The 23124-nt window shown below is 73.0% G+C and carries 21 protein-coding genes; 9 read left to right on the plus strand and 12 right to left on the minus strand.

Annotated elements, in window-relative coordinates; all coding sequences use genetic code 11:
- Positions 1-43: 43 nt before the first annotated feature.
- Both LDL48_RS31205 and LDL48_RS31210 read left to right on the plus strand, forming a co-directional pair.
- Positions 44-1204: a PQQ-dependent sugar dehydrogenase gene (locus LDL48_RS31205; RefSeq protein WP_372472222.1), complete on the plus strand. Its 1161-nt coding sequence runs from the start codon at positions 44-46 to the stop codon at positions 1202-1204.
- Between the two features lie 48 nt (positions 1205-1252).
- Positions 1253-2890 (plus strand): metallophosphoesterase, encoded by a 1638-nt coding sequence (locus LDL48_RS31210; RefSeq protein ID WP_225258710.1) that lies wholly within the window; start codon positions 1253-1255, stop codon positions 2888-2890.
- A 42-nt stretch (positions 2891-2932) separates the two neighbouring features.
- On the opposite strand, the gene gatB is transcribed toward LDL48_RS31210, so the two are convergent.
- Positions 2933-4432, minus strand: a complete 1500-nt coding sequence (gene gatB / locus LDL48_RS31215) for an Asp-tRNA(Asn)/Glu-tRNA(Gln) amidotransferase subunit GatB (RefSeq protein WP_225258711.1) — start codon at positions 4430-4432, stop codon at positions 2933-2935.
- Positions 4433-4577: 145 nt separating this feature from the next.
- Between gatB and LDL48_RS31220 the strand changes: the two genes are divergently transcribed.
- On the plus strand, positions 4578-6023 hold the full coding sequence (locus tag LDL48_RS31220) for a M1 family metallopeptidase (RefSeq protein WP_225258712.1): 1446 nt from the start codon (positions 4578-4580) through the stop codon (positions 6021-6023).
- Between the two features lie 57 nt (positions 6024-6080).
- On the opposite strand, the gene gatA is transcribed toward LDL48_RS31220, so the two are convergent.
- The 4 genes from gatA to ligA all read right to left on the minus strand — a co-directional run bounded on the left by gatA (position 6081) and on the right by ligA (position 12664).
- Positions 6081-7544 carry an Asp-tRNA(Asn)/Glu-tRNA(Gln) amidotransferase subunit GatA gene (gatA, locus tag LDL48_RS31225; protein WP_225258713.1) on the minus strand — a complete coding sequence of 488 codons (1464 nt, stop codon included), beginning with the start codon at positions 7542-7544 and terminating at the stop codon, positions 6081-6083.
- A gap of 2 nt (positions 7545-7546) precedes the next feature.
- The gene (gatC, locus tag LDL48_RS31230) at positions 7547-7846 is read right to left on the minus strand and encodes an Asp-tRNA(Asn)/Glu-tRNA(Gln) amidotransferase subunit GatC (RefSeq protein ID WP_225258714.1); all 300 of its coding nucleotides are present in this window, start codon (positions 7844-7846) and stop codon (positions 7547-7549) included.
- Positions 7847-7951: 105 nt separating this feature from the next.
- Positions 7952-10354: a putative bifunctional diguanylate cyclase/phosphodiesterase gene (locus LDL48_RS31235; protein WP_225258715.1), complete on the minus strand. Its 2403-nt coding sequence runs from the start codon at positions 10352-10354 to the stop codon at positions 7952-7954.
- A gap of 126 nt (positions 10355-10480) precedes the next feature.
- The gene (gene ligA, locus LDL48_RS31240; protein WP_225258755.1) at positions 10481-12664 is read right to left on the minus strand and encodes an NAD-dependent DNA ligase LigA; all 2184 of its coding nucleotides are present in this window, start codon (positions 12662-12664) and stop codon (positions 10481-10483) included.
- A 323-nt stretch (positions 12665-12987) separates the two neighbouring features.
- On the opposite strand from ligA, the gene LDL48_RS31245 reads away from it, so the two are divergent.
- Positions 12988-13425 carry a type II toxin-antitoxin system PemK/MazF family toxin gene (locus LDL48_RS31245; RefSeq protein ID WP_225258716.1) on the plus strand — a complete coding sequence of 146 codons (438 nt, stop codon included), beginning with the start codon at positions 12988-12990 and terminating at the stop codon, positions 13423-13425.
- A gap of 229 nt (positions 13426-13654) precedes the next feature.
- On the opposite strand, the gene LDL48_RS31250 is transcribed toward LDL48_RS31245, so the two are convergent.
- The 5 genes from LDL48_RS31250 to LDL48_RS31270 form a co-directional block, all read right to left on the minus strand.
- Entirely contained in the window at positions 13655-14653 is a 999-nt protein-coding gene (locus LDL48_RS31250; RefSeq protein WP_225258717.1) for a methionine synthase, read from the minus strand.
- Positions 14646-15770, minus strand: coding sequence for a tRNA 2-thiouridine(34) synthase MnmA (gene mnmA / locus LDL48_RS31255; protein WP_225258718.1), 1125 nt, complete (start codon positions 15768-15770; stop codon positions 14646-14648). Before mnmA ends, LDL48_RS31250 begins: the two co-directional genes overlap by 8 nt.
- Before the next feature lie 65 nt (positions 15771-15835).
- Positions 15836-17011, minus strand: coding sequence for a cysteine desulfurase family protein (locus tag LDL48_RS31260; protein WP_225258719.1), 1176 nt, complete (start codon positions 17009-17011; stop codon positions 15836-15838).
- 17 nt (positions 17012-17028) lie between these two features.
- On the minus strand, positions 17029-17664 hold the full coding sequence (locus LDL48_RS31265; protein ID WP_372472220.1) for a class F sortase: 636 nt from the start codon (positions 17662-17664) through the stop codon (positions 17029-17031).
- Between the two features lie 62 nt (positions 17665-17726).
- Positions 17727-18551: a DUF4397 domain-containing protein gene (locus LDL48_RS31270; protein ID WP_225258720.1), complete on the minus strand. Its 825-nt coding sequence runs from the start codon at positions 18549-18551 to the stop codon at positions 17727-17729.
- Positions 18552-18714: 163 nt separating this feature from the next.
- Between LDL48_RS31270 and LDL48_RS31275 the strand changes: the two genes are divergently transcribed.
- Both LDL48_RS31275 and LDL48_RS31280 read left to right on the plus strand, forming a co-directional pair.
- Positions 18715-19308 carry an RNA polymerase sigma factor gene (locus LDL48_RS31275; RefSeq protein ID WP_225258721.1) on the plus strand — a complete coding sequence of 198 codons (594 nt, stop codon included), beginning with the start codon at positions 18715-18717 and terminating at the stop codon, positions 19306-19308.
- On the plus strand, positions 19259-19978 hold the full coding sequence (locus LDL48_RS31280) for an anti-sigma factor (RefSeq protein WP_225258722.1): 720 nt from the start codon (positions 19259-19261) through the stop codon (positions 19976-19978). The genes LDL48_RS31275 and LDL48_RS31280 overlap by 50 nt, the downstream gene beginning before the upstream one ends.
- Positions 19979-20026: 48 nt before the next feature.
- Here the strand turns inward: LDL48_RS31280 and LDL48_RS31285 are convergent, their stop codons facing one another.
- Positions 20027-20977 carry an electron transfer flavoprotein subunit alpha/FixB family protein gene (locus LDL48_RS31285; RefSeq protein WP_225258723.1) on the minus strand — a complete coding sequence of 317 codons (951 nt, stop codon included), beginning with the start codon at positions 20975-20977 and terminating at the stop codon, positions 20027-20029.
- Positions 20978-20989: 12 nt separating this feature from the next.
- Positions 20990-21769 (minus strand): electron transfer flavoprotein subunit beta/FixA family protein, encoded by a 780-nt coding sequence (locus tag LDL48_RS31290; protein WP_225258724.1) that lies wholly within the window; start codon positions 21767-21769, stop codon positions 20990-20992.
- A gap of 237 nt (positions 21770-22006) precedes the next feature.
- Between LDL48_RS31290 and LDL48_RS31295 the strand changes: the two genes are divergently transcribed.
- Genes LDL48_RS31295 through LDL48_RS31305 form a run of 3 tightly spaced genes read left to right on the plus strand, consistent with a single transcriptional unit; the run spans position 22007 to position 23123 of the window.
- Complete coding sequence (locus tag LDL48_RS31295; protein WP_225258725.1) at positions 22007-22393, plus strand: YidH family protein; 387 nt, start codon at positions 22007-22009, stop codon at positions 22391-22393.
- Entirely contained in the window at positions 22390-22692 is a 303-nt protein-coding gene (locus LDL48_RS31300; protein WP_225258726.1) for a DUF202 domain-containing protein, read from the plus strand. Before LDL48_RS31295 ends, LDL48_RS31300 begins: the two co-directional genes overlap by 4 nt.
- Positions 22693-22730: 38 nt before the next feature.
- Entirely contained in the window at positions 22731-23123 is a 393-nt protein-coding gene (locus tag LDL48_RS31305) for a PLDc N-terminal domain-containing protein (RefSeq protein ID WP_225258727.1), read from the plus strand.
- Position 23124 lies beyond the last annotated feature (1 nt).

Raw genomic sequence — 23124 nt, forward strand, 5'->3', positions numbered from 1 at the left:
CCACGGCTACCCTGGTTCGTGTGAACGAGGAGATCCAGTGAGCGTGCCCCGCCGGCGGGTCCGGGCCGTGGCCGGGACGCTCGGCGCCGTGCTGGCCGTGAGCACCGCCTGCACGTTCGGGCCCCCGGATCCGGACGTGGCGGGCGCCCCGCCGAACCTGCCCGCGCCCTCGTACTCGACTCCCCCGGGTAGCGACGACACCGAGCAGGAGGTGGCCGTCTCGGTGCTGGCCAAAGGCCTGGACGTGCCGTGGGGCATGGCGTTCCTGCCGGACGGCACGGCGCTGGTCACCGAACGGGACACCGCCCGGATCGTGCAGGTGGGGCCGGAGACCGACCCGGAGGGCCTCAAGGTCACCGAGGTGCAGCGGCTGAGCGAGGCGGTCAGCGGCGGCGACGGCGGCCTGCTCGGCATCGCGGTGTCGCCGGCCTACGCCAAGGACAAGACGGTGTACGTCTACTACACCACCGCGACCGACAACCGGGTCGCCAAGCTGGTCCTCAAGGGCAGACCCGCACCGATCCTGACCGGAATCCCGCGCTCGGCGAACGACAACGGCGGGCAGCTGGCGTTCGGTCCCGACGGCTTCCTCTACGTCACCACCGGCGACGGCACACCCACCGGCACCCAGGCGCAGAACGCCAAGAGCCTGGGCGGCAAGATCCTGCGGATCACCACGGCCGGCAAGCCGGCACCCGGTAATCCGGTCAAGAACTCCCCGATCTGGTCGTCCGGGCACCGCAACGTGCAGGGCATCGCCTGGGACGCCGGAAAGCGGATGTACGCCAGCGAGTCGGACCAGAAGACGTACAGCGAACTGAACGTCATCACCAAGGGCCGGAACTACGGCTGGCCGAAGGTCGAGGGCGCGGGCGCCGACGCGAAGTACACGAACCCGCTGCGCTCCTGGCCGAACGCCGACGCGCACTGCTCCGGGGTCGCCGTGCTGGAACGGATCATCGCCACCGCGTGCCTGCGCGGCGAGCGGCTGTGGATCCTCACCACCACCGGCAACGGCACCGTCCTCGGCCAGCCGCGCCCGCTGCTGGCCACCGAGTACGGGCGGCTCCGCGCACTGGCCGCCGCTCCGGACGGCTCGCTGTGGGTGAGCACCTCGAACCAGGAGGACGGCGGGGAACCGGACCCGGAGGACGACCGCATCATCCGCCTCGTCTTCTCCGGCGGCGGTGCCGGGCGGAGTTGACCGCGGTGACTGTTTCACAACCGGCGCACGGGGGCAGGTGAGCGCCTGATGAGTTCTAGTCTGCGCCGCTTCCCGCGGACCGTCGGGACGCGCACCGCCCGGTTCCTGCGCCACCGGTGGACCCTCCGGATCCGGACCGCCGCGGCGATCCTGCTGATCAGCCTGTCCGGCGTGGTCGTCGGCACGCTGCTGTTCGCGCAGACCGACGTCGCGGTCGGCCCGTTCCGCGCCGAGATGTCGGTGAGCCCGTCGGTCTTCGGCGGGACCGAGGTGGACATCCCGCCGCTCGGCTCGCTGCACCTGGACAGCCACCGCGGCCCCATCCACCTCAACGTCAACCTCGGCTCTCTGGACCAGGAGCGCACCGAGGCGCTGATCGACCAGCCCGGCTCGTTCAGCACGGCCGGCCAGAGCGCGGTCGACGACGTCACCGGCGGGGTCCTGAAGGTCGGCCTGCGCGCGCTCGGCGCGGCGGTGGCGTGCGCGCTGCTGCTGTCCGCGCTGGTGTTCCGCAACGTCCGGCGGGTCGCCTGGTCCGGCGGGCTGGCGCTGGCCGTCACCGCCGGGAGCCTGGGCCTGGCGGCCGGCACCATGCGACCCGACTCGCTCAGCGAGCCGCGCTACGAGGGGTTGCTGGTCAACGCGCCGGCCGTGGTCGGTGACGCCCGGCGGATCGCGGACAACTACGGCCGGTACGCGGAGCAGCTGGAACAGATCGTCGGCAACGTAAGCCGCATCTACACCACGGTCAGCAGCCTGCCGGTGTACGAGCCGGCCGGCAACACCACCCGCATCCTGCACGTGTCCGACCTGCACCTGAACCCGGGCTCCTGGGGCATCATCCGGACCGTGGTGCAGCAGTTCGAGATCGACGCGGTGGTGGACACCGGCGACATCGTCGACTGGGGCAGCAGCACCGAGACCTCGTACGTCGCGCAGATCGCCGACATGGGGGTGCCGTACATCTACGTGCGCGGCAACCACGACTCGGTGGCGACCGAGTCCGCGGTGGCCCGGCAGCCCAACGCCCGGGTGCTGAACAACACCGTCACCACGGTGAACGGTCTGACCATCGCCGGCATCGCGGACCCCCAGTTCACTCCGGACAAGAGCGAGACACCGGCGGCGGACGGGGACGAGCCCGCCACGTCGCCGCTGCTGCGCGCCGGGACCCAGCTCGCCGACACGATCCGGGCGTCGCCGACCAAGGTGCACGTGGCGCTGGTGCACGACCCGGCGATGGCGCCGCCGCTGTCCGGCGCGGTGCCGCTGGTGCTGGCCGGGCACCGCCATCAGCGCGAGGTGAGCATGCTGCCGGCACCGGAGGCGGCACCGGGCGCTTCGACGCCGCCCGCCGCGGGCACCCCGCCCGCACCGACGCGGATCATGGTGGAGGGCTCGACCGGCGGCGCCGGCCTGCGCGGGCTGGAGGACGAGGAGCCCACGCCGCTCGCGCTGTCCGTGCTCTACTTCGACGAGCTGCAGGAACTCAAGGCCTACGACGACATCGAGCTGGGCGGCACCGGCCAGTCACAGGTCACGCTGGAGCGCAAGGTGGTCGGCCACGACACCGAATCGACCGCCGGCTCGTCGACCCCCACCGGGCCGACCCCCACCGGGCCGACGCCGGGCGGGCCGACCCAGGGCGGGCCGACCCCGGGCGCGAGCATCCCGCCCAGCCGCTGAACTGATCCCGCGGTGCCGGGGCGTCGCGCCGTACCCCGTTGGTCAGGAGACGCCGAGCCGCTCCAGAATCAGCTCGCGGACGGTCTTGGCGTCCGCCTGGCCGCGGGTGGTCTTCATGACCGCACCCACCAGCGCGCCGGCGGCGGCCACCTTGCCGTCGCGGACCTTGGCCGCGATGTCCGGGTTGGCGGCGATGGCCTCGTCGACCGCGGAGGTCAGCGCACCGGTGTCGGAGACCATCTCGAGCCCGCGCGCCGCCATCACCGCGGCCGGGTCACCCTCGCCCGCCACCACGCCTTCCAGCACGGTGCGGGCCAGCTTGTCGCTCAGCTTGCCGGACTCGACCAGGCTCTGCAGCTCGGCCACCTGCGCCGGCGTGGCACCCACCTCGGACAGCTCGACACCGGTCTCGTTGGCGCGGCGGGCCAGCTCGCCCATCCACCACTTCCGGGCGCCGGCCGGCGACGCACCGACCGCGATGGTCTGCTCGATCAGCTCGAGCGCGCCGGCGTTGACCACCGACTGCATGTCGGTCTCGGAGATGCCCCACTGCTCGCGCACCCGCGCCCGCTTGATGCTCGGCCGCTCCGGCAGTGACGCGCGCAGCGTCTCCACCCACTCCGGATCCGGCGCGATCGGCACCAGGTCGGGCTCCGGGAAGTAGCGGTAGTCGGTCGCCGTCTCCTTGGACCGGCCCGGGCGGGTGTCGCCGGTGTCCTCCTGGAAGTGGCGCGTCTCCTGGATGATCCGTTCGCCCGCGTCCAGCAGGGCCGCCTGCCGGATGATCTCGGAGCGGACCGCGCGCTCCACCGAGCGCAGCGAGTTGACGTTCTTCGTCTCGGTGCGTGTGCCCCACTCCTCGCCCGGCCGGTTCAGCGAGGTGTTCACGTCGCAGCGCAGCGAGCCCTGCTCCATGCGCACGTCGGAGACGGCGAGCGAGCGGATGATGTCGCGCAGCTCGGTGACGTAGGCGCGGGCCACCTCGGGCGCCTTCGCCCCGATGCCCGGAACCGGCTTGGTGACGATCTCCACCAGCGGGATGCCGGCCCGGTTGTAGTCGACCAGCGACTCGGTGGCGCCGTGGATCCGCCCGGTGGCGCCGCCGACGTGCAGCGTCTTGCCGGTGTCCTCCTCCAGGTGCACGCGCTCGATGCCGATCCGGACCGTCTCGCCGTCGATCTCGACGTCGACGTAGCCGTCGGTGCACAGGGGCTCGTCATACTGGCTGGTCTGGAAGTTCTTCGGCATGTCCGGGTAGAAGTAGTTCTTCCGGGCCATCCGGCACCAGGACGCGATGTCGCAGTTGAGCGCGAGACCGATCCGGATCGTCGCCTCGATGCCGGCCCGGTTGGCCACCGGGAGCGCGCCGGGCAGGCCCAGGCACACCGGGCAGACCTGGGTGTTCGGCTCGGCGCCGAACTCGGTCGGGCAGCCACAGAACATCTTGGTGTTCGTGCCCAGCTCGACGTGGGTCTCCAGGCCGATGACCGGCTCGTAGCGGCTGGTCGCTTCCTGGTAGGACGGCAGCGCGATCGTGGTCATGTGCGTGCGGCTCCAGCTCACTGGGCTTTTCCCGGACAAGGGCCAAGAGTAGTCGGCCGGTCCGACGGAAATCCGCCGGGCCGGTTGTCCACAGCCCGCGGAAGTGACCCGCACCAAGGGGGATCGCTTGGGTACGGTCTGCGCCATGCGCCGTATCCCATCCGTGCTGGCACTCGCCGCGACGGTCCTCGTCGCCGGCTGCACGTCCGGGCCGGAGCCCGCCCCGGCCGGCCGGTCCGCGGCACCCGCCACCGCGGCCGTCGACTACGCCGTCTGGGCGGCCGGCCGGTCCACCCCGGTCGCCGACAAGCTGTATCCGCGCCGCGGCAACCCCGGCCTCGACGTCCTGCACTACGGCCTGCGGCTCGACTGGCAGCCGGCCCGGAAACTGCTCACCGGCACCGCCACCCTGCGGATCCGGCCGACCCGCGACGCGGCGCAGATCGCGCTCGACTTCACCGGGCTCACCGTCGACGCGGTGACGGTCGACGGGACCGCCGCCACCGGCACGGTCAAGGCCGAGAAGCTGGCCGTGGCCACACCGGTGACCGCCGACCGGCCGGTCACGCTCGTGGTGCAGTACCACGGCACCCCGAAACCGGTCCCGATGCCGTCCCGGCGCGGCGACGCCGACGAGGGCCTCGGCCTGCGGCCGGCCAGGGACGGCAGCCTGTGGACGATGCAGGAACCGTGGGGCGCGCTGACCTGGTATCCGGCGAACGAGCACCCGTCCGACGAGGCGCTGTACGACATCGCCGTCACCGTGCCGGCGGGCTGGTCCGCGGTGGCCGGCGGCACGCCCGGCCCGGCCGACGGGCAGACCTTCCGGTACTCCAGCGCCGACCCGGTCGCCAGCTACCTGGTCACACTCGCCGTGGACCGGTACCGCAAGGTGACCGACGCCGGGCCGCGCGGCCTCCCGCTCACCTACTGGGTCCGGCCGAAGACCGACGACAAGGCGCTCACCGTGCTGCGGCAGTCCCCGGAGGCGTTGGCCTGGCTGGAGAAACGCTTCGGGCCGTACCCGTTCCCCACCGGCGGTGTCGTGCTGGTCGCGTCCGAGTCCGCCATGGAGACCCAGCAGATGATCACCTTGGGCCGTCCGGCGAAATGGTCCCGGCAGGCGGCCGACGGGCTGGAGAGCGTGCTGGTCCACGAGTACGCGCACCACTGGTTCGGCGACTCGGTCACCCCGACCACCTGGACCGACCTGTGGCTGAACGAGGGCTTCGCGATGTACGCGCAGTACCTCTGGGAGCAGGACCGGGACAGGTTCAGCGACCGGCAGCTGGAGACGTTCCTGCGCGCGTCGGACGCGCGGCTCCGCCGCCGGAGCGGGCCGCCCGGCAAACCGAACCCGGCCTATTTCGCGGAGAGCAACGTGTACGTGTGCCCGGCCGCGATGCTGAAGGAGCTGAACGACGCGCTGGGCGACGCGGCGTTCTTCGCGCTGGCCCGGGCGTGGGTGCAGGAGCAGCGCAACACGCACCAGGACCGGGCGTCGTTCATCGCGTTCGTGAACTCCAGGACCGGCCGGGACTTCACCAAGCTGATCAACGCCTGGCTGGACTCGAGGACGACGCCGCGGTGACCGGGGTGCCGGCGCGGATGGACCACGCCGGCACCGTCGGGTCGGAGTTCCGGCGGGTCAGAGTTCCGGCGGGGTCAGCGTGCCGACCGCGGACTCCAGCGCCGCCGCCACCCGGTACATCCGGTCGTCGGCCATCGTCGGGGCCATCACCTGGAACCCGACCGGCAGGCCGTCGCTCAGCCCGCACGGCACCGAGATGGCCGGACCGCCGTACAGGTTGGTCGGGATGGTGAACAGGTCCGCCAGATACATCTGGTACGGGTCCGAGGTGCGCGACCCGAACGGGAACGCCACGAACGGCGTGGTCGGCGACACCAGCACGTCGACCTGCTCGAACGCGGACTGGAAGTCGCGGGTGATCAGGGTGCGCACCTTCTGCGCCTGGCCGTAGTAGGCGTCGTAGTAGCCGCTGGACAACGCGTACGTGCCGAGGATGATGCGGCGCTTGACCTCGGGACCGAAGCCGGCCTCGCGGGTCAGCGACATGACCTCCTCGAGCGAGCGGTTGCCGTCGTCGCCGACCCGCAGGCCGTACCGGACGCCGTCGAAGCGGGCCAGGTTGGAGGAGCACTCGCTGGGGGCGATCAGGTAGTACGCGGGGAGCGCGTACCCGAAGTGCGGGCAGGACACCTCGACCACCTCGGCGCCGAGCTTGACCAGCGCCTCGAGCGACTCCCGGAACGCGCCCAGCACGCCCGGCTCGGACCCGTCACCGGCGAACTCCTTGACCAGGCCCAGCTTGACGCCGGTCAGGTCACCGTCCGCGCCGCGCCGGGCCGCCGCGACCACGTCCGGCACCGGCTGCGGGATCGAGGTGGAGTCGCGCGGGTCGTGCCCGGCGATGACCGCGTGCAGCAGCGCGGCGTCCGCCACGTTCCGGGCGCACGGGCCCGGCGTGTCCAGCGAGGACGAGAACGCGATCAGGCCGTACCGGGAGGTGCCGCCGTACGTCGGCTTCGCACCGACCGTGCCGGTCACCGCGCCGGGCTGACGGATCGAGCCGCCGGTGTCGGTGCCGATGGCCAGCGGCGCCTCGTACGCGGCGATCGCCGCCGCGCTGCCGCCGCCCGAGCCGCCCGGGATCCGCCCCAGGTCCCACGGGTTGTTGGTGGGGCCGTACGCGGAGTATTCCGTGGAGGAGCCCATCGCGAACTCGTCCATGTTGGTCTTGCCGAGCATCACCGTGCCGGCCTGCTGCAGCCGTTCCACGATGGTGGCGTTGTACGGCGGCTTCCAGCCCTCGAGGATCTTCGACGCCGCGGTGGTCGGGACGCCCTTGGTGGCGATGACGTCCTTCACCGCGATCGGCACCCCGGCCAGCGGGCCGGTCCGGTCGCCGGCGTCGACGGCCGCCGCGGCCTCCAGCGCGCCCTCGCGGTCGACGTGCAGGAAGGCGTGCACGCGCTCGTCGACGGCGGAGATCCGGTCCAGGTGGGCGGTGGTGACCTCGACGGCCGACGCCTCGCCGCGCTTGATGACACCGGCCAGTTCGGCCGCGGACATGCGGGTCAGATCGGACACGGTCAGACCTCCTCGTCCAGGATCCGCGGCACCCGGAAACGGTCGTCGGTGCGGTCCGGGGCACCGGACAGCGCCTCGTCCTGGGTCAGGCTGGGTTGCACCACGTCGTCGCGGTACACGTTGGTCAGCGGCACCGAGTGCGAGGTCGGCGGGATGTCGTCGGCGGCGACCTCCCCGACCCGGGCGACCGACTGCAGGATGACGTCGAGCTGACCGGCGAACTGGTCCAGCTCCTGCTCGGTCACGGCGAGCCGCGACAGGCGCGCGAGATGCGCTACCTCTTCGCGGGAGATGGCAGCCATCGTGGCCCCCTCTGTCGATTCGTGGTCGCTGACCGGACGAGTCTATTTCGCCGCGCGGCCGGACCTTCCCGCGACTCCCCACCTCAGCCTGCGGCGGGCCCGGGCTCAGCGGCTCGGCGCGGGCTGGGTGGTCGTGGTGCCGGGCCGCACCGGCCGGTACCGGCTCAGCCACACCGCCAGGTCCTCGGCGGGCATCGGCCGGGCGTGGAACCATCCCTGCGCGGCGTGGCAGCCGGCCGCGGCGAGCAGGCGCCAGGTCCGCTCGTCCTCCACGCCCTCGGCCACCACCCGCAGTTCCAGCGCCTCGGCCAGATCGATCACCGAGCGGACGATCGCCGCGTCCCCCCGGTCGGCCGCCATGCCGAGCACGAACGACCGGTCGATCTTCACTTCGGACAGCGGCAGCCGGCGCAGGTGCTGCAGCGACGAGTACCCGGTGCCGAAGTCGTCCAGCGAGATCGCCAGGCCCATCCGGTCCAGCCGGGTGATCGTGTTCAGTACCCGGTGCGGGTCGGCCATCAGCGCGCTCTCGGTGATCTCCAGCTGCAGCAGGTCGGGCGGCACCGCGTACCGTCGCAACAGATCCTGGATCTCGTCGGCGATGTCGCCGGCGTGCAGGTCCCGCACGCTGACATTGACCGACACCCGCACCGCGCGACCGACCGCCCGCCACTCCGCGAGCTGGGCGATCACCTCACCCAGCACCCGCCCGGTGAGCAACCGCATGACCGGCGTGGGCTCGGCGACCCGGATCAGTTCCTCCGGGCGCACCAGGCCACGGTCCGGATGCCGCCACCTCAGCAACGCCTCCACGCCGACCACCGCACCGGTCGCGATGGCGATCTGCGGCTGGTAGTAGACCGTGATCCCGTCGTCCGCGACGTCCTGCCGCAGGGCACCGCGCAGGTCGGCGAGGAGGGCCAGCCGGTCCGGCGAATGGTGCGCGGCGTCCGGCCCGTACACCGCGATCTGGTCACCGCGCTGCTTGGCGTCGTACATCGCCACCTCGGCCTGGCGCAGCAGCGCGGCGCCGTCGCTGCCGCGTTCCGGCTGCAGCGCGATCCCGATCGACGCGCTCACGTCCACCGGCAGCCCGTCCAACGCGAACGGCGCGTTCAACGCCTCGGCCAGGTGCGCCGCGATCCGCCGGGCGCCGGCCGGCCCGTCGACCCGCGTCGCCAGCACCGCGAATTCGTCCCCACCCAGCCGAACCACAAGATCATGCGGGGGTACGACGTCCGCCAGCCGATGCGCCACCTCGATCAGCAGCCGGTCACCCAGCGCATGCCCGAGCGCGTCGTTGACGTTGCGGAACCGGTCGATGTCAAGCAGCAACAGGGCAAGCTGACGGTCCGGCCGGTGCCGCCCCCGGCCGTGCCCCCGATCGAGTACCGACGACTGCAGCGCGCGCCGGTTCGGCAGCCCGGTCAGCGCATCGACCCGGGTGGCCCGCTCGAACTCCCCCGCCGACCGCACCATCCGATGCACCGCGTGCAGGGCCAGAAGCACCAGGGGTACGAGCGCCAGCCCGACCTGCGCCGCGGCCAGCACCACCGGGCCGAGCAGCAGCAGCGCCGCGGTGGCGAACAGCTCGACGCCCCACCGCTGTGGCCTGCGGCGGGCCCGGGCCTCGGCGTTCCACCGCGCGACCAGCGCCGCGAAGCCGTAGCGGGAGAGGATCCAGGCGGTGGCCGCGGCTAGCGTGAGAAAGACGTCCGCCCAGCCCGGGCCGGCGTTCCAGCCGGTGGGGTCGCCCAGGCCGGGGCTCCAGGCGGAAGCGGGCGTCCCGTCGAGGCGGGCGGGCTGCGCCCAGCCCGCAGTGCCACCCGCGCCGGCACCGGCCCAACCGCCGCCACTCCCGGAATCCCCAACACTCCCCGAACCAGCGAGACCTGCGGAGCCGCCCGCACCGGCCAAACCGCCACCCACCGGCGAACCGCCGACACCGGCGAGGTCGGGAGCGCGGCCCGCGGCGGCCGTCCAGCCGGAACCGCTGGTCCCGCCCGGCCCGGGAGCCCAGCCCGAGCCGGCCGGACCGGTGTCCCCGGTCGCGCCGCCGCCGAACGCGATCCCGAGCAGCCCGGCGACGAGCGCCGCGCCGGCGAGCGCCACCGCATGCTGCAGCGAGAGATGGAGCACGCGACGCACCGGTTGGCGCATCCGCGCTCCGGCCACGGTGACCGCGACGACCTGCACCGCCAGCGCGGGCACCAGGCCCCAGGCGAGCACGATCGCGAACGTGAAGCAGATCGACGGCAGGACCACGGAACTGGCCCGCCGGTTCGCCACCACGTACGGGCGCGCGTCCACCGCGACGGCCAGCGCGGCCAGCAGCCAGAACGCCGCCGGCAGCGTCGCGAACGTCGGCGTGGCGCAGGCCCAGAGGATCAGGTCGAACAGGACGGCGCCGATCACCGTGATCAGTACGGTGCGCAGCCGGCCGGGCCGCAGCCGCGTTTCCCGGGCCAGGTCAGGGCTCATGGAGGTGCGCGGCTGTGCGGCATCCATGCGACCTCCACGATGGCGTCGACCGAACGGTCATCCTCACCATAGATCCGCATCGGACCATCTACGCGAAACAGACTCGTCGTTATCAAACTGGCATACGGCACTGACCTGGCTATTTCGTCAAATTCACTCGTTCGTGGCAGCCTCCTCGGGTGCCGCCGTGTCGTCCCCGGCCACCGTCGCGTCGTCCCCGGCCATCTCGGCGACCGCACGCGCGGCGTCTGGGCCGTCGGCCAGCAGCACGGCGAAACCCTCCTCGTTCAACACCGGCACCTTCAGCGAGAGCGCCTTGTCGTACTTGCTGCCGGGGTTGTCCCCGACCACCACGAACGCGGTCTTCTTCGACACCGAACCGCTGACCTTGCCGCCGCGCGACGTCACCGCCTCCGTGGCCTGGTCCCGGGAGTGCGTGGCGAGCGTCCCGGTGACCACCACGGTCAGCCCTTCCAGCGGGCGCGGGCCGTCGTCGGAGCGCTCGTCGGCCATCCGCACGCCGGCCGCGCGCCACTTGATGACGATGTCGCGGTGCCAGTCCACGGTGAACCACTCGCGCAGGCTCTCGGCGATGGTCGGCCCCACGCCGTCGACCGCGGACAGCTCCTCGGCGCTCTCCGCGGCCACCGCCGCCTCGATCGCCTCCATCGAGCCGAACTGCCGCGCCAGCGCCTGTGCCGCCGTCGGACCGACGTGCCGGATGGACAGCGCCACCAGCACCCGCCAGAGCGGGCGGTTCTTCACCTCGGACAGGTTGTCCAGCAGCTTGACCGCGTTGCTGCCGAGGCTGCCGTCCTTGTTCACGAAGAACGGCGAACGCTTCAGGTCGTCGGCGGTCAGCCCGAACAGGTCGCCCTCGTCGGCGATCACGCCGGAGTCGAGCAGTGCCTGGCCGGCCTTGTAGCCCAGCACCTCGATGTCGAACGCGCCCCGGCCGGCGAGGTGGAACACGCGCTCACGCAACTGCGCCGGGCACGACCGGGTGTTCGGACACCGGATGTCGATGTCGCTCTCCTTGGCGGGCGCGAGCGCCGTGCCGCAGGCCGGGCAGTGGGTCGGCATCACGAACGGGTGCGCGTCGTCCGGGCGCAGATCCATCACCGGGCCGAGCACCTCGGGGATCACGTCGCCGGCCTTGCGCAGCACCACCGTGTCGCCGATCCACACGCCCTTGCGCTCCACCTCGCGGGCGTTGTGCAGGGTGGCCAGCGCCACCGTGGAACCCGCCACCTTGACCGGCTCCAGCACCGCGAACGGGGTGACCCGCCCGGTCCGCCCGACGTTGACGTCGATGTCGAGCAGCTTGGTGGTGACCTCCTCCGGCGGGTACTTGAAGGCGATCGCCCAGCGCGGCGCCCGGCTGGTCGAGCCGAGCCGGCCCTGGATCGCCACCGGGTCCACCTTGACGACCACGCCGTCGATCTCGTGCTCGACGTCGTGGCGGTGCTCGGCGTAGTAGGCGATGTACTCGCGGACGCCGGCCATCCCGTCGACCAGACGCCACCGGTCACTGGTGGGCAGGCCCCAGGACTTCAGTGCCTCGTACGCGTGGGACTGGGAATCCGGCGTGAACCCGACCCGCGCACCGATCCCGTGCACCACCATGCGCAGCCCGCGGGACGCGGTGATCCGCGGGTCCTTCTGCCGCAGGCTGCCGGCCGCCGCGTTGCGCGGGTTGGCGAACGGTGCCTTGCCCTGCTCCACCAGCGACGCGTTGAGGTCGGCGAAGGCGGACGCCGGGAAGTAGATCTCGCCGCGCACCTCGAGCAGGTCGGGCGGGTTGTCGTCGGTGAGCCGCTCGGGGATCTCGCGGATGGTGCGGACGTTCGGCGTGACGTCCTCCCCGGTCCGCCCGTCGCCGCGGGTGGCGCCGCGGACCAGGCGACCCTTCTCGTACGTCAGGTTGATCGCCAGACCGTCCACCTTGAGCTCGCAGATGAACTGGACCGGACCACCGGCGTCGCGTTCGGTGCGGTCGGCCCACGCGGCCAGCTCGGCGTCGTCGAACACGTTGTCCAGCGACATCATCCGCTCGGCGTGCTCCACCGGCGTGAACTGGGTGGAGAACGTGCCGCCCACGTTCTGCGTCGGCGAGTCCGGCGTGCGCAGGGCCGGGTATCGGGTCTCCAGCGCCTCCAGCTCGCGCAGCTTCTGGTCGAACTCCGCGTCCGAAATGGTCGGCGCGTCCAGCACGTAGTAGCGGTACTGATGTTCGCGCAGCTCGTCGGCCAGCGCGGCGTGCTGGGCGCTCACCTCGGGTGGCGGTTCGGCCCCGGCCGCGGCCTCCTGCTCCGGCGTCGCGCGGCCACGGGCGATCTCCTCGGCGGTGGGCTCCGCGGCCGCGGCCGGACCCTCCCCGGCGGCGGGCCCCGCATCGGCGGCCGGACCGTCCGGGGCGGGCACCACGGCCCCGGCGTCGGCGTCCGGCCGATCGGACGCGGCCGTCTGCTCGGCCGCCGACTTCTCAGAAACCGACTTCTTGGGCACCGCTGACCTCCGTGTTCGCGCTTGAAGGAGAACGTTAGTACCCCCCTCTGACAATCTGGGGCGACCGGGCGGCGGCTCACCGACCCGGGTCGGCACAATGGCCCGGCGGCGATCGGCGCTGCGGAACGGGCGGCGGGGACGCGGAGGTGGACATGCCGGGCTGGGCACCGTGGCTGCTGGCCGGTGGCGTGGTGCTGGCCGCCGTCGCCGGCTGGGTGCTGCGCCGCCGGGCGGCCGAGGGAGACCCGCGGCCGCGTGGTGGTGACATCTGGTGGGCGCGTGTGCCCTACGCCGACGGCACCGGCGCCAAGCTGCGGCCGTGTCTGGTGCTGCGCCGGCGCCGGCAGGGCGTACTGGTCCTCAAGATCACCAGCCAGGACAAGAGCCACCGCCGCGACCACATCCTGATTCCGACCCGGAGCTGGGATCCGCGGGCCCGGCGGGACAGCTATCTCAACCTTGGCGAACCCGTGCTGGTCCGGCACGACGCCTTCCAGCGGCGCGCCGGGCGGGCCGACCGTGCCACGCTGCGCCGGGTCGCCCTGGGCCGGGCCGCCCGGCGCGGCACCAGATCCGGACCGGCCCGCTGACGCAGACCACGCCGGCCCGCGGCCTCAGACCGCACTGGCCCGGCGGCCGCAAACCCCGGCAAGACAGGCGGCGGCCTCAGCTCTCCGCAAGACGGCGGCAGCCTTAACCCCCGCAAGACGGCGGCAGCCTCAACCCCCGCAAGACGGCAGCCTCAACCCCGGCAAGACGGGCGCCGGCCTCAGACCTCCGCAAGACGGCGGCAGCCTAAACCCCCGCAAGGCGGCGGCCTCAGACCTCGGCGAGGCGGCGGCCGGCGTCGCGGCACGCCGTCAACACCGCGCGGGCGTACGGCTCCGGCGCACCGGCCAGGCCGCAGGCGGGCGTGACCACCACCTGCTCGGGCAGGCGCGCCGCCGGGAAGGCGAGGCGGTGCCAGAGGGTGCGTACCCGCTCGGCGATCTCCTTCGACGTCGGCGCGTGACCGTCGGCGGGCGGCCTGGTGGACGCCGCGCCGGCGAACAGGCCCAGCCCGGCCTCGATGGCCTCGCCCAGCGGGTCGAGGTCGCGCAGCAGGGACAGGTCGGTCGAGATCGCGGCGGCCCCGGCGTCGCGGACGACCGACAGCGGCAGGTCCGGCGCGCAGCAGTGCACCACCACCGGCGCCCCGGCGGTCTGCACCACGGTGCGCAGGGCGGTGGCGGCGTCCGGCGCGGGGACCGCCCGGTACGCACCGAGCCCGCTCTCGGTCGGAATCCGGCCGAGGATGACCGCGGGCAGCGACGGTTCGTCCAGTTGCAGCAGCACGGTGGCGCGTGGCACCCGCTTCTGCACGTCGGCGACGTGCCGGCGGAGGCCCTCGGCGAGCGAGTCGGTGAGGTCGCGGACGGCACCGGGGTCGCGCAGCATCCGGCCGCCGATCGGCAGGTCGAGCGAGGCGGCCAGGGTCCACGGTCCGGCGGCCTGGATCTTCAGCGTGCCGGCGAAGCCGTCGGCCTGCTCGGTGAGCTGATCCACATCGCGTTCCAGCAGGTCGGCGGTGCGGCGCAGGTCCCGGCCGGGGCGCGGGGCCATCTGCCAGCGGCCGGCGTAGAGCTGGACCGGCAGGTCGACCAGGAAGCCGGCGCTGCGGCCGATGATGTCGGCGCCGGGGCCGCGGGCCGGCAGTTCCGGCAGGTGCGGAAGGTCGGGCAGCTCACCGAGGACGAGACGCTGGGCCTCGGCGGCGTCGGTGCCGGGCAGGGAACCGACCCCGGTGGCGGCGCCGGCCGGCCAGGCGAAGTCAGGCATTGCCGGCCGCCCCGGCCCGGTCCCCGGCAACGGCGCCCGGCTCCGAGACCGTGCCCGACGCGATGGTGGCCGAGCCGAGCACGATGTCCCCGTCCTGGTCGGTGCGGTAGGCCACGATGGCCTGACCGGCGGCGACGCCCCGGGCCGGGCGGCGCAACCGGGCCACCAGCGTGTCGCCGTCCACGGTGACCACGGCGGGAACGACCTCGCCGTGGGCGCGCATCTGGACGTCGCACTCGACGGGGGTGCACTCGCCGTGCCAGATCACCCGGTCCGCGGTGACGGTGTCGACCTCGAGGTCCTCGCGGGAGCCGACGGTCACGGTGTTCGTCTTCGGGGTGATCGACAGCACGTAGCGCGGACGGCCGTCGGGCGCGGGCACCCGCAGGTCGAGGCCCTTGCGCTGGCCGACCGTGTACGCGTAGGCCCCGGAGTGGCGGCCCACCACGGCACCGGTGCGGCCGTCGACGACGTCACCGGGGGTCTCGCCCAGCCGGTCGGCCAGGAAACCACGGGTGTCGCCGTCGGCGATGAAGCAGATGTCGTGCGAGTCGGGCTTCTCGGCGACGGCCAGCCCGCGCTCCGCGGCCTCCGCCCGGACCCGCGCCTTGGTCGAGTCGCCGAGCGGGAAGACCGCCCGGTCCAGCTGGGCGCGGGTGAGCACGGCCAGCACGTACGACTGGTCCTTGGCCTGGTCGACGCTGCGCCGCAGCAGGCCGTCGGCGCCGAGGCGGGCGTGGTGGCCGGTGACCACCGCGTCGAAGCCGAGGGCGACCGCCCGGTCCAGCACGGCCGAGAACTTGATCTTCTCGTTGCAGCGCAGGCAGGGGTTGGGCGTCCGGCCGGCGGCGTACTCGGCGACGAAGTCGTCCACCACGTCGTCCTGGAACTGCTCGGCCATGTCCCAGACGTAGAACGGGATTCCGATCACGTCGGCGGCGCGGCGCGCGTCGCGGGAGTCCTCCAGCGTGCAGCAGCCGCGGGCGCCGGTCCGGTAGGTCTGCGGGTTGCGCGCCAGCGCCAGATGCACGCCGGTGACGTCGTGGCCGGCCGCCACCGCCCGGGCGGCGGCGACCGCGGAGTCGACCCCGCCGGACATGGCCGCTAGAACTCGCATGCCGCAAGCGTAACCACCGGAGGGGACGCCCACCGACCGGGACGGGCCGGGGCCGGCGCGGTGACTCAGCGGGGTGTCTTCATGGCGGTCGCGCGGCGCGCCCGCTCCACCGCGCCGGGCAGCGCGGCCAGCAGCGCGTCCACGTCCGCGCGGGTCGAGGTGTGCCCGAGCGTGAACCGCAGCGACGACCGGGCCCGGTCGTCGTCCGCACCCATCGCCAGCAGTACGTGCGACGGCTGCGCCACCCCCGCCGAACAGGCCGACCCGGTCGAGCAGGCGATGCCCTTCGCGTCCAGCAGGAGCAGCAGCGCGTCGCCCTCGCAGCCGGGGAACGAGAAGTGCGCGTTGCCGGGCAGGCGGTGCTCCGGATGCCCGTTCAGCACCACGTCGGGCACCGCCGCGCGGACCCGCTCGACCAGTTCGTCGCGGAGCGCGCCGATCCGCACGGCGTACTCCTGCTGGTTCTTGATCGCGCTCTCCACCGCGACCGCGAACGCGACCACGCCCGCGGTGTCCAGCGTGCCGGACCGGACGTCGCGTTCTTGGCCGCCGCCGTGCAGCAGTGGCGTGCACGGCACGTCCCGGCCGAGCAGCAGGGCACCCACGCCGACCGGACCGCCGAGCTTGTGGCCGGTGAGGGTGAGCGCGGCCGCGCCACCGGCGGCGAAGTCGACCGGGATCTGGCCGACCGCCTGCACCGCGTCGGTGTGGAACGGGATGCCGGCCCGGGCCGCGACCTCGGCCAGTTCGTGCACCGGCTGCACCGTGCCGACCTCGTTGTTGGCCCACTGGACGCTGATCACCGCGATCTCGTCGCCGTGCTCGTCCAGCAGGTCGGCCAGGGCCGCCGGATGGACGCGGCCGAGCGCGTCGACCGGCAGCCAGCTGACCGTGGCGCCCTCGTGGCCGCTCAGCCAGTCGACCGAGTCCAGCACCGCGTGGTGTTCGACCGAAGAGGCCACCACCCGGGTACGCCGGGGGTCGGCGTCCCGCCTGGCCCAGAAGATTCCCTTCGTGGCGAGGTTGTCGCTTTCCGTGCCGCCGCTGGTGAACACCACCTCCGACGGACGGGCACCGACCACCGCGGCGATCCGCTCGCGGGACTCTTCCACCAGCCGGCGGGCACCCCGGCCGGCGGCGTGCAGGGACGACGGATTGCCGATCCCCCCGGCCGCGACGACGTACGCGTCGAGCGCTTCGGCGAGCATCGGCGTGGTCGCCGCGTGATCCAGGTAGGCCATCGACTCAAAGCTTATGCCTACGACCGGACGACCGGCGTGGCCGTCACGACGACGTTGTCACGGTAGTGGCCGGTCCGCGCGTCGAACGGGCCGCCACAGGTGATCAGCGTGAGTCGCAGCACACCGTCCCGGGCGAAGTACTTCTCCAGCGGAATGCGCGTCTTGTCGTACCTCTCCCGCGCCACCACCTCGAAGATCCGCCGCTCGCCGTCGGAGCCGGTGAGCGTGATCCGGTCGCCGGTGTCCATCCGGCCGAGCCGGAAGAACGCGCCCTCGCCCTGGTCCGCGCTGTCCACGTGCCCGGCGATGACGATCGAGCCGGCGGTGGCGGACAGGCCCGGACCGAAGCGGTACCAGCCGACCCGGTCCACGCTCGGCGGGACGTCGAACTCGCCGGTCTTCGGATCCACGCCGACCGGGGCGACGGTCGCGTTCAGCCGCAACGCGGGCGCGGCGAGCCGCACCGGTGCCGTGACCGCGCCGTCCTCGGGAAGCGTGCCGTCCCGCACCGCCACCGACCGCGCCGGGGCCGGGGCCGGCGACGCGGAGGCCAGCGCGGACACCGTCGCGGCACCGGTGTCCGGCGGCGGCTCCGACCGGCAGGCCGACACCCCCACGCCGACCAGCAGCACCGTGCCCAGGCCCGCGGCCACGTACGGCCACCGGGGGCGGCGCGCCCCGGGGAGATCCCGGGACGCGCCGTTGCCGGCCGAGGTCACGAGCGGCGGACCGGCACGAGCCGGGCGGCACCCGTCACCACCAGCAGCAGGCCCAGGGCCGCCAGGGCGTACCAGCCGGTGGTCAGGCCGCGGTCGGCCAGGCCGCCGCTGCCGCTGGGCACGCCGCCCGGGGCGGAGTGCAGGCCCTTGATGGTCTGTGCGACCACGCCGAGCGTGTCGGCCTCGGCCGAGCCGATCGCGTACACGATGGTGGCCGTGCCCTCCTGCAGGTTGAGGTCCTGCGGGCCGATCGCGACGTCGTCGGTGCCGGCCAGCACCACGTCCGCGGAGACGGTGCCGGCGGGCAGGTCGGCCTTGGCCTCCTTCGGGTTGGTCAGGTCCTCGAACACCGGCTCGCCGCCGGCCCGGACGTCCACCGCCGGGGCCGCGGCGGTGTGCCGCACGATCAGGCGGGCCTGGCCGGCGTCGAGCCGGCTGACGTCGTTGGCGAACGGCGTGATGGCGGGCTGGCCGCTCGCGTTCAGGTGGGCGACCAGGCTGATGTTCGCGCCGCCCGGCACCGCGGCGTCGTCCACGGTGAGGATGGCTTCGGTGAGCGCGGCGCCCGGCTCGGTCAGCGCGATGTCGTAGCTCCCCTCCTCCAACGACAGCGGACCGGCGATCTTGCCGGGCTGGAAGTTGTCCACCGTCTTCTCGCCGTTGACGTACACGTCGACCGGGGTGCCGGGGATCCCGTGCACCACCGAGACCTGTGACGTGGCGGCCAGCGCGGGCGTGGCGGAGACCAGGCTGAGGCCGGCGAAGGCGAGGGCAGCGGTTGCTGCTCCCGCGGCGGTCCGGCGGAACGTCGTACTCTGCATCTCGGTGCCTCCAGGAGACTGGGTGTCGGACAGCAGAGGTTTCGCCGCCGCGGCCGCATCCGGATGCGTACCGACAGATAGCCCACTTTCTGCATCCAGCCGCGCATCCCCGGTCGTAGGCCCGGGTAGGCAATCTCTGACCGAGCGGAAGTGGAGGGGTTCGATGAGCGACCTTTCCGGCCGCGACGACGAACTGGCCCAGCACTTCCGCGACGGCGACGAACATGCGCTGCGGATCGCGTACGACCGGTACGGCAGCGCCGTGTTCCACCTGGCGACCCGGCTGCTGCCGAACCGGGCCGACGCCGAGGACGTCACCCAGGCGACGTTCGTGGCGGCCTGGCTGGGGCGTGGCACCTTCGATCCGGACCGGGGCGGAATGCTGAGCTGGTTGCTCGGCATCGCGCGCCGCAAGGCGATCGACCGGATGCGCGCCGCGGCCCGGGAGACCCGGGTCACCGACACGGTACGGGCACTGCCCGAGCCGCCGCCGGTGGACGAGTCGCCGGAGCGGGTGCTGGACCGGCTGATCGTCGCGGACGAGCTGGCCCGGTTGCCCGTCGAGCAGCGGCGGACACTGGAGTTGGCGTTCTACGACGATCTGACGCACCCGCAGATATCGGCGGTCACCGGGATGCCTCTGGGCACGGTGAAGAGCCATATCCGGCGGGGCATGGCGAGCCTACGACGACGATGGGAGGTGGACGGTGCAACACCTGGACCCCGATCGGCTGGTACTACTCGCATTCTCGGATAGCCCGGCGGACGACGAAGCCGTTCATCTGTCCGAGTGCGCGGGCTGCCGCGCCGAGATCGACGCGCTCAAGCACGTCACCGAACTCGGCTCCGAGACCCAGGAACTGCGCGACCTGCCGCCGCCACCGGACCGGGTCTGGACCGGCATCGCGGCCGAGGTGGCCAAGGCCGAGGCCGCTCCGGCCCCGGTGGTCGACCTGACCGCGGTACGCCGCTCCGGCCGCCGACGGATGCCGCGCTGGGCCGGACCGGTGGTGTCCGCGGCCGCCGCGGCGGTGCTGGCCGTGGCCGGCACGGTGACGGTGATCCGCTGGATGGACCGCCCGGCCGCACCGGACGTGACCGCGAGCGCCACGCTGGAGCCCTTGAAGGGGGTGCCGGACACCGCACGCGGCGACGCCCGGGTGCTCTCCGGTGCCGCGCTGGAGGTGGACGTACGGAACCTGCCGCTGACGCCGGGTCACTACGAGATCTGGCTGATCGATCCGGAGGACATCACCAAGATGCAGGCGATCGGCGCGGTGCCGCAGGGCACCGACGCGGTGCAGCTGCCGATCCCGCCGGGGACCGACCTGAACCGGTACCGGCTGGTGGACGTGTCCGCGGAGCCGAACGACGGCAACTCGGCGCACTCCGGCAACAGCCTGCTGCGGGGCACCCTGACGAGTTGACGCGAGGGATGCCCGGGGCCGGCGCCGGCCCCGGGCACCAACGTCACCTCACTTGCGCTTGCGAATCTCCTCGGCGGCCTGGGGCACGATCTTGAACAGGTCGCCCACCACCCCGAAGTCGGCCAGCTCGAAGATCGGCGCCTCGGCGTCCTTGTTGACCGCCACGATCGTCTTCGACGTCTGCATGCCGGCCCGGTGCTGGATCGCACCGGAGATGCCCAGCGCCAGGTAGAGCTGCGGGGACACGGTCTTGCCGGTCTGGCCCACCTGGAACTGGTGCGGGTAGTAGCCGGAGTCCACCGCGGCCCGGCTCGCCCCCACCGCGCCGCCGAGCAGGTCGGCCAGCTCCTCGACCAGCTTGAAGTTGTCCGCGTTGCCGACGCCGCGACCGCCCGAGACGACGATCGAGGCCTCGGTGAGTTCGGGGCGCGAGCCCTTCTGTTCGGCGACCCGCTCGACCACCTTGGCCAGCTTGTCCTTCTCGCCGACCTCGACGGTGACCTGCTCCACCGTGGGCGTGGCCGGGGCGGCGGCGGGGGTGACCGAGTTGGGGCGGATGGTGACGATCGGCAGGCCGCGGGTGACCTTGGACTTCACGATCGTGGAGCCGGCGAAGACGACCTGGGTGGCGGTGCCGTCCGCGGCCACCTCGACCGCGTCGGTGAGCAGGCCGTTGTCCAGCTTGACCGCGAGCCGGCCGGCGATCTCCTTGCCCTCCTGGGTGGAGGCGAGCAGCACGGCGGCGGGCTGAACCCGGCGGACCAGGTCGGCGACCACGGTGGCCTTGGGCGCGACCAGGTAGCTCTCCACGTCGTCGCCCGACGCGACGTAGATCTTCTCGGCGCCGTACTCGGCGAGCTTGTCGGTGAGGGCCGCCGCGTCGCCGATGACCACGGCGCTCACCGAGCCCAGGGTGCGGGCGATGGTGAGCATCTCGAGTGTGACCTTCTTGACGCCGGCAGCCGCGGAGGCCTCGACGACGACCAGTACTTCAGCCATGGTGGGCCCCTCTCAGACGAACTTCTCGGTGGCGAGGAACTCGACGAGCTGCGTGCCGCCCGCGCCCTCGTCGACGGTCTTGGTGCCGGCCGAGCGCGGCGGCCGCTTGGCGGACTCGAGGACCGCGCTGGTGGCGCCGGCGGTGCCGACCTCGTCGGCGGCGATGCCCAGGTCGGCCAGGGACAGCGTCCGCACCGGCTTCTTCTTCGCGGCCATGATGCCCTTGAACGAGGGGTAGCGCGGCTCGTTGATGGTGTCCCAGACGCTGACCACGGCCGGGGTGGACGCCGTGACGACCTCGTACCCCTCGTCGGTCTGCCGTTCGGCGGTCAGGGTGGCGCCGTCGACGGTGAGCTTGCGGGCGCCGGTGAGTGCGGCGACGCCGAGGCGTTCGGCCAGCATGTGCGGCATGACCTGGACGCGGCCGTCGGTGGACTCGGCACCGCAGAGGACGAGGTCGGCGTTCAGCGTGCCGAGCGCCGCGGCCAGCACCTTGGAGGTGGCGACGGCGCAGGAGCCGTGCAGCGCCTCGTCGGTGACGTGCACCGCCGCGTCGGGACCCATGGAGAGCGCCTTGCGGATCGACTCGGTGGCGCGTTCCGGGCCCATCGTCAGGATGGTGACCTCGCCGCCGTGCGCTTCCTTGATCTTGAGCGCCTCTTCGATGGCGTACTCGTCCATCTCGTTGATGACGTTGCTCGCCGAGCCGCGCTCGACGGTGTTGTCACTCGCGCTCAGGGAGCGCTCGGCACCGGAGTCGGGCACCTGCTTGACCAGTACGACGATGTTCATCGCGCTTCGACGACCCTCCTGTTGTGAACGCACCGTTGCGGCCGGACCGCTCCATCGAGGTTACCCGCCAGTAGCTTAGGCCGGACCGGCACCCGGAGTGACACACCTCACCCGGTGCGCGGGCACCCCGGCCGCAGCCCTCCCATCATCCTCCACCACGCCTTTCCCCAGCTGCGCCCGGCTCCGGCGGGCCCGCCCGGGGAGCCCTTCTGGACCGCCCGGGTCAATAATCGACGGGTGATCGGTGACCTGCGGCAATGGTTCGACCCCGAACGTGCCGAACGGGTCGGTGAGCCGCCGGACTACCGGTTCTCGCTGGCGAACGAGCGCACGTTCCTGGCCTGGATCCGGACCGGGCTGGCGCTGATCGCGGGCGGCCTGGCCTGCGCGCAGTTCCTGCCGCCGCTGCCGATCGCGCACCTGCGCGAGGGGATCGCCGTGCTCCTGCTGCTGCTCGGTGCGCTGGTCGCGCTGCGTGCGGTGGACCACTGGGCCCGCACCGAACGCGCCATGCGCCTGAAGCAGGATCTGCCCGGCTCCCGGTTCCCCGCGGTGCTGGCGATCGTGGTGGCGCTGGGCGCCCTGCTGCTCGTCGTCGCCGTCCTGATCCAGGCGTCCCGGTGACGCCGGACCCGGGCGCCTCCGCGGAACGCACCAGGCTGGCCTGGCGGCGCACCGGCCTGAGCGCGGCCGCGGTCGGTCTGCTCGCCGCCCGGCCCGCGTTCACGCCGGACGCGACCCCGCCGCGGGTGCTGCTCGCGGCCGCCGCGATGACCGGCTGGGTGATTCTGGTCCGGCTCTCCTACCTGCGGGTACGCGGACTGCGCCGCGGTCCGCCCCAGCCCGGGCGGCGCACCGTGGTGGCGTACGCGTGGGTGACCGTGGGGCTCGCGATCATCGGTGGCCTGGTTGTCACCCTCTGATCAGTGCCGTTCTCGATTCCGCGCGTCATCATTGCCACATGGTCCGGTTGTTCGTCTTCCTCGCCGCGGTGCAGCTGGTGCTTCTGGTGCTGGCACTGATCAGCTGCCTGTCCGCCGACCGCGTGCGTGCCATGCCGCGCGCGCTGTGGGTCCTGGTCATCCTCCTGGTCCCACTGCTCGGGCCGCTCGCCTGGTTCCTCTTCGGCCGGCCCCTTCCGCCACCGGCCGAGGGCCGGCCGGCCCGGCGCGGCCCGTCGTCCCCGGATGACGACCCGGACTTCCTCCGGTCCATCCAGATCGAACAGGCCCGCCGCGACCGCGAGCTGCTCGACCGGTGGGAGCGGGACATCCAGTCCGGCGACGCGGACGACCACCCCCGGCAGGACGAGGAGGACGGGCCCGCGTCCCGCCCTCCGGCGTCCGGCGCCTGAC

This window comes from Jidongwangia harbinensis (assembly GCF_020216025.1).
Classification (GTDB): Bacteria; Actinomycetota; Actinomycetes; order Mycobacteriales; family Micromonosporaceae; genus Actinoplanes; species Actinoplanes harbinensis.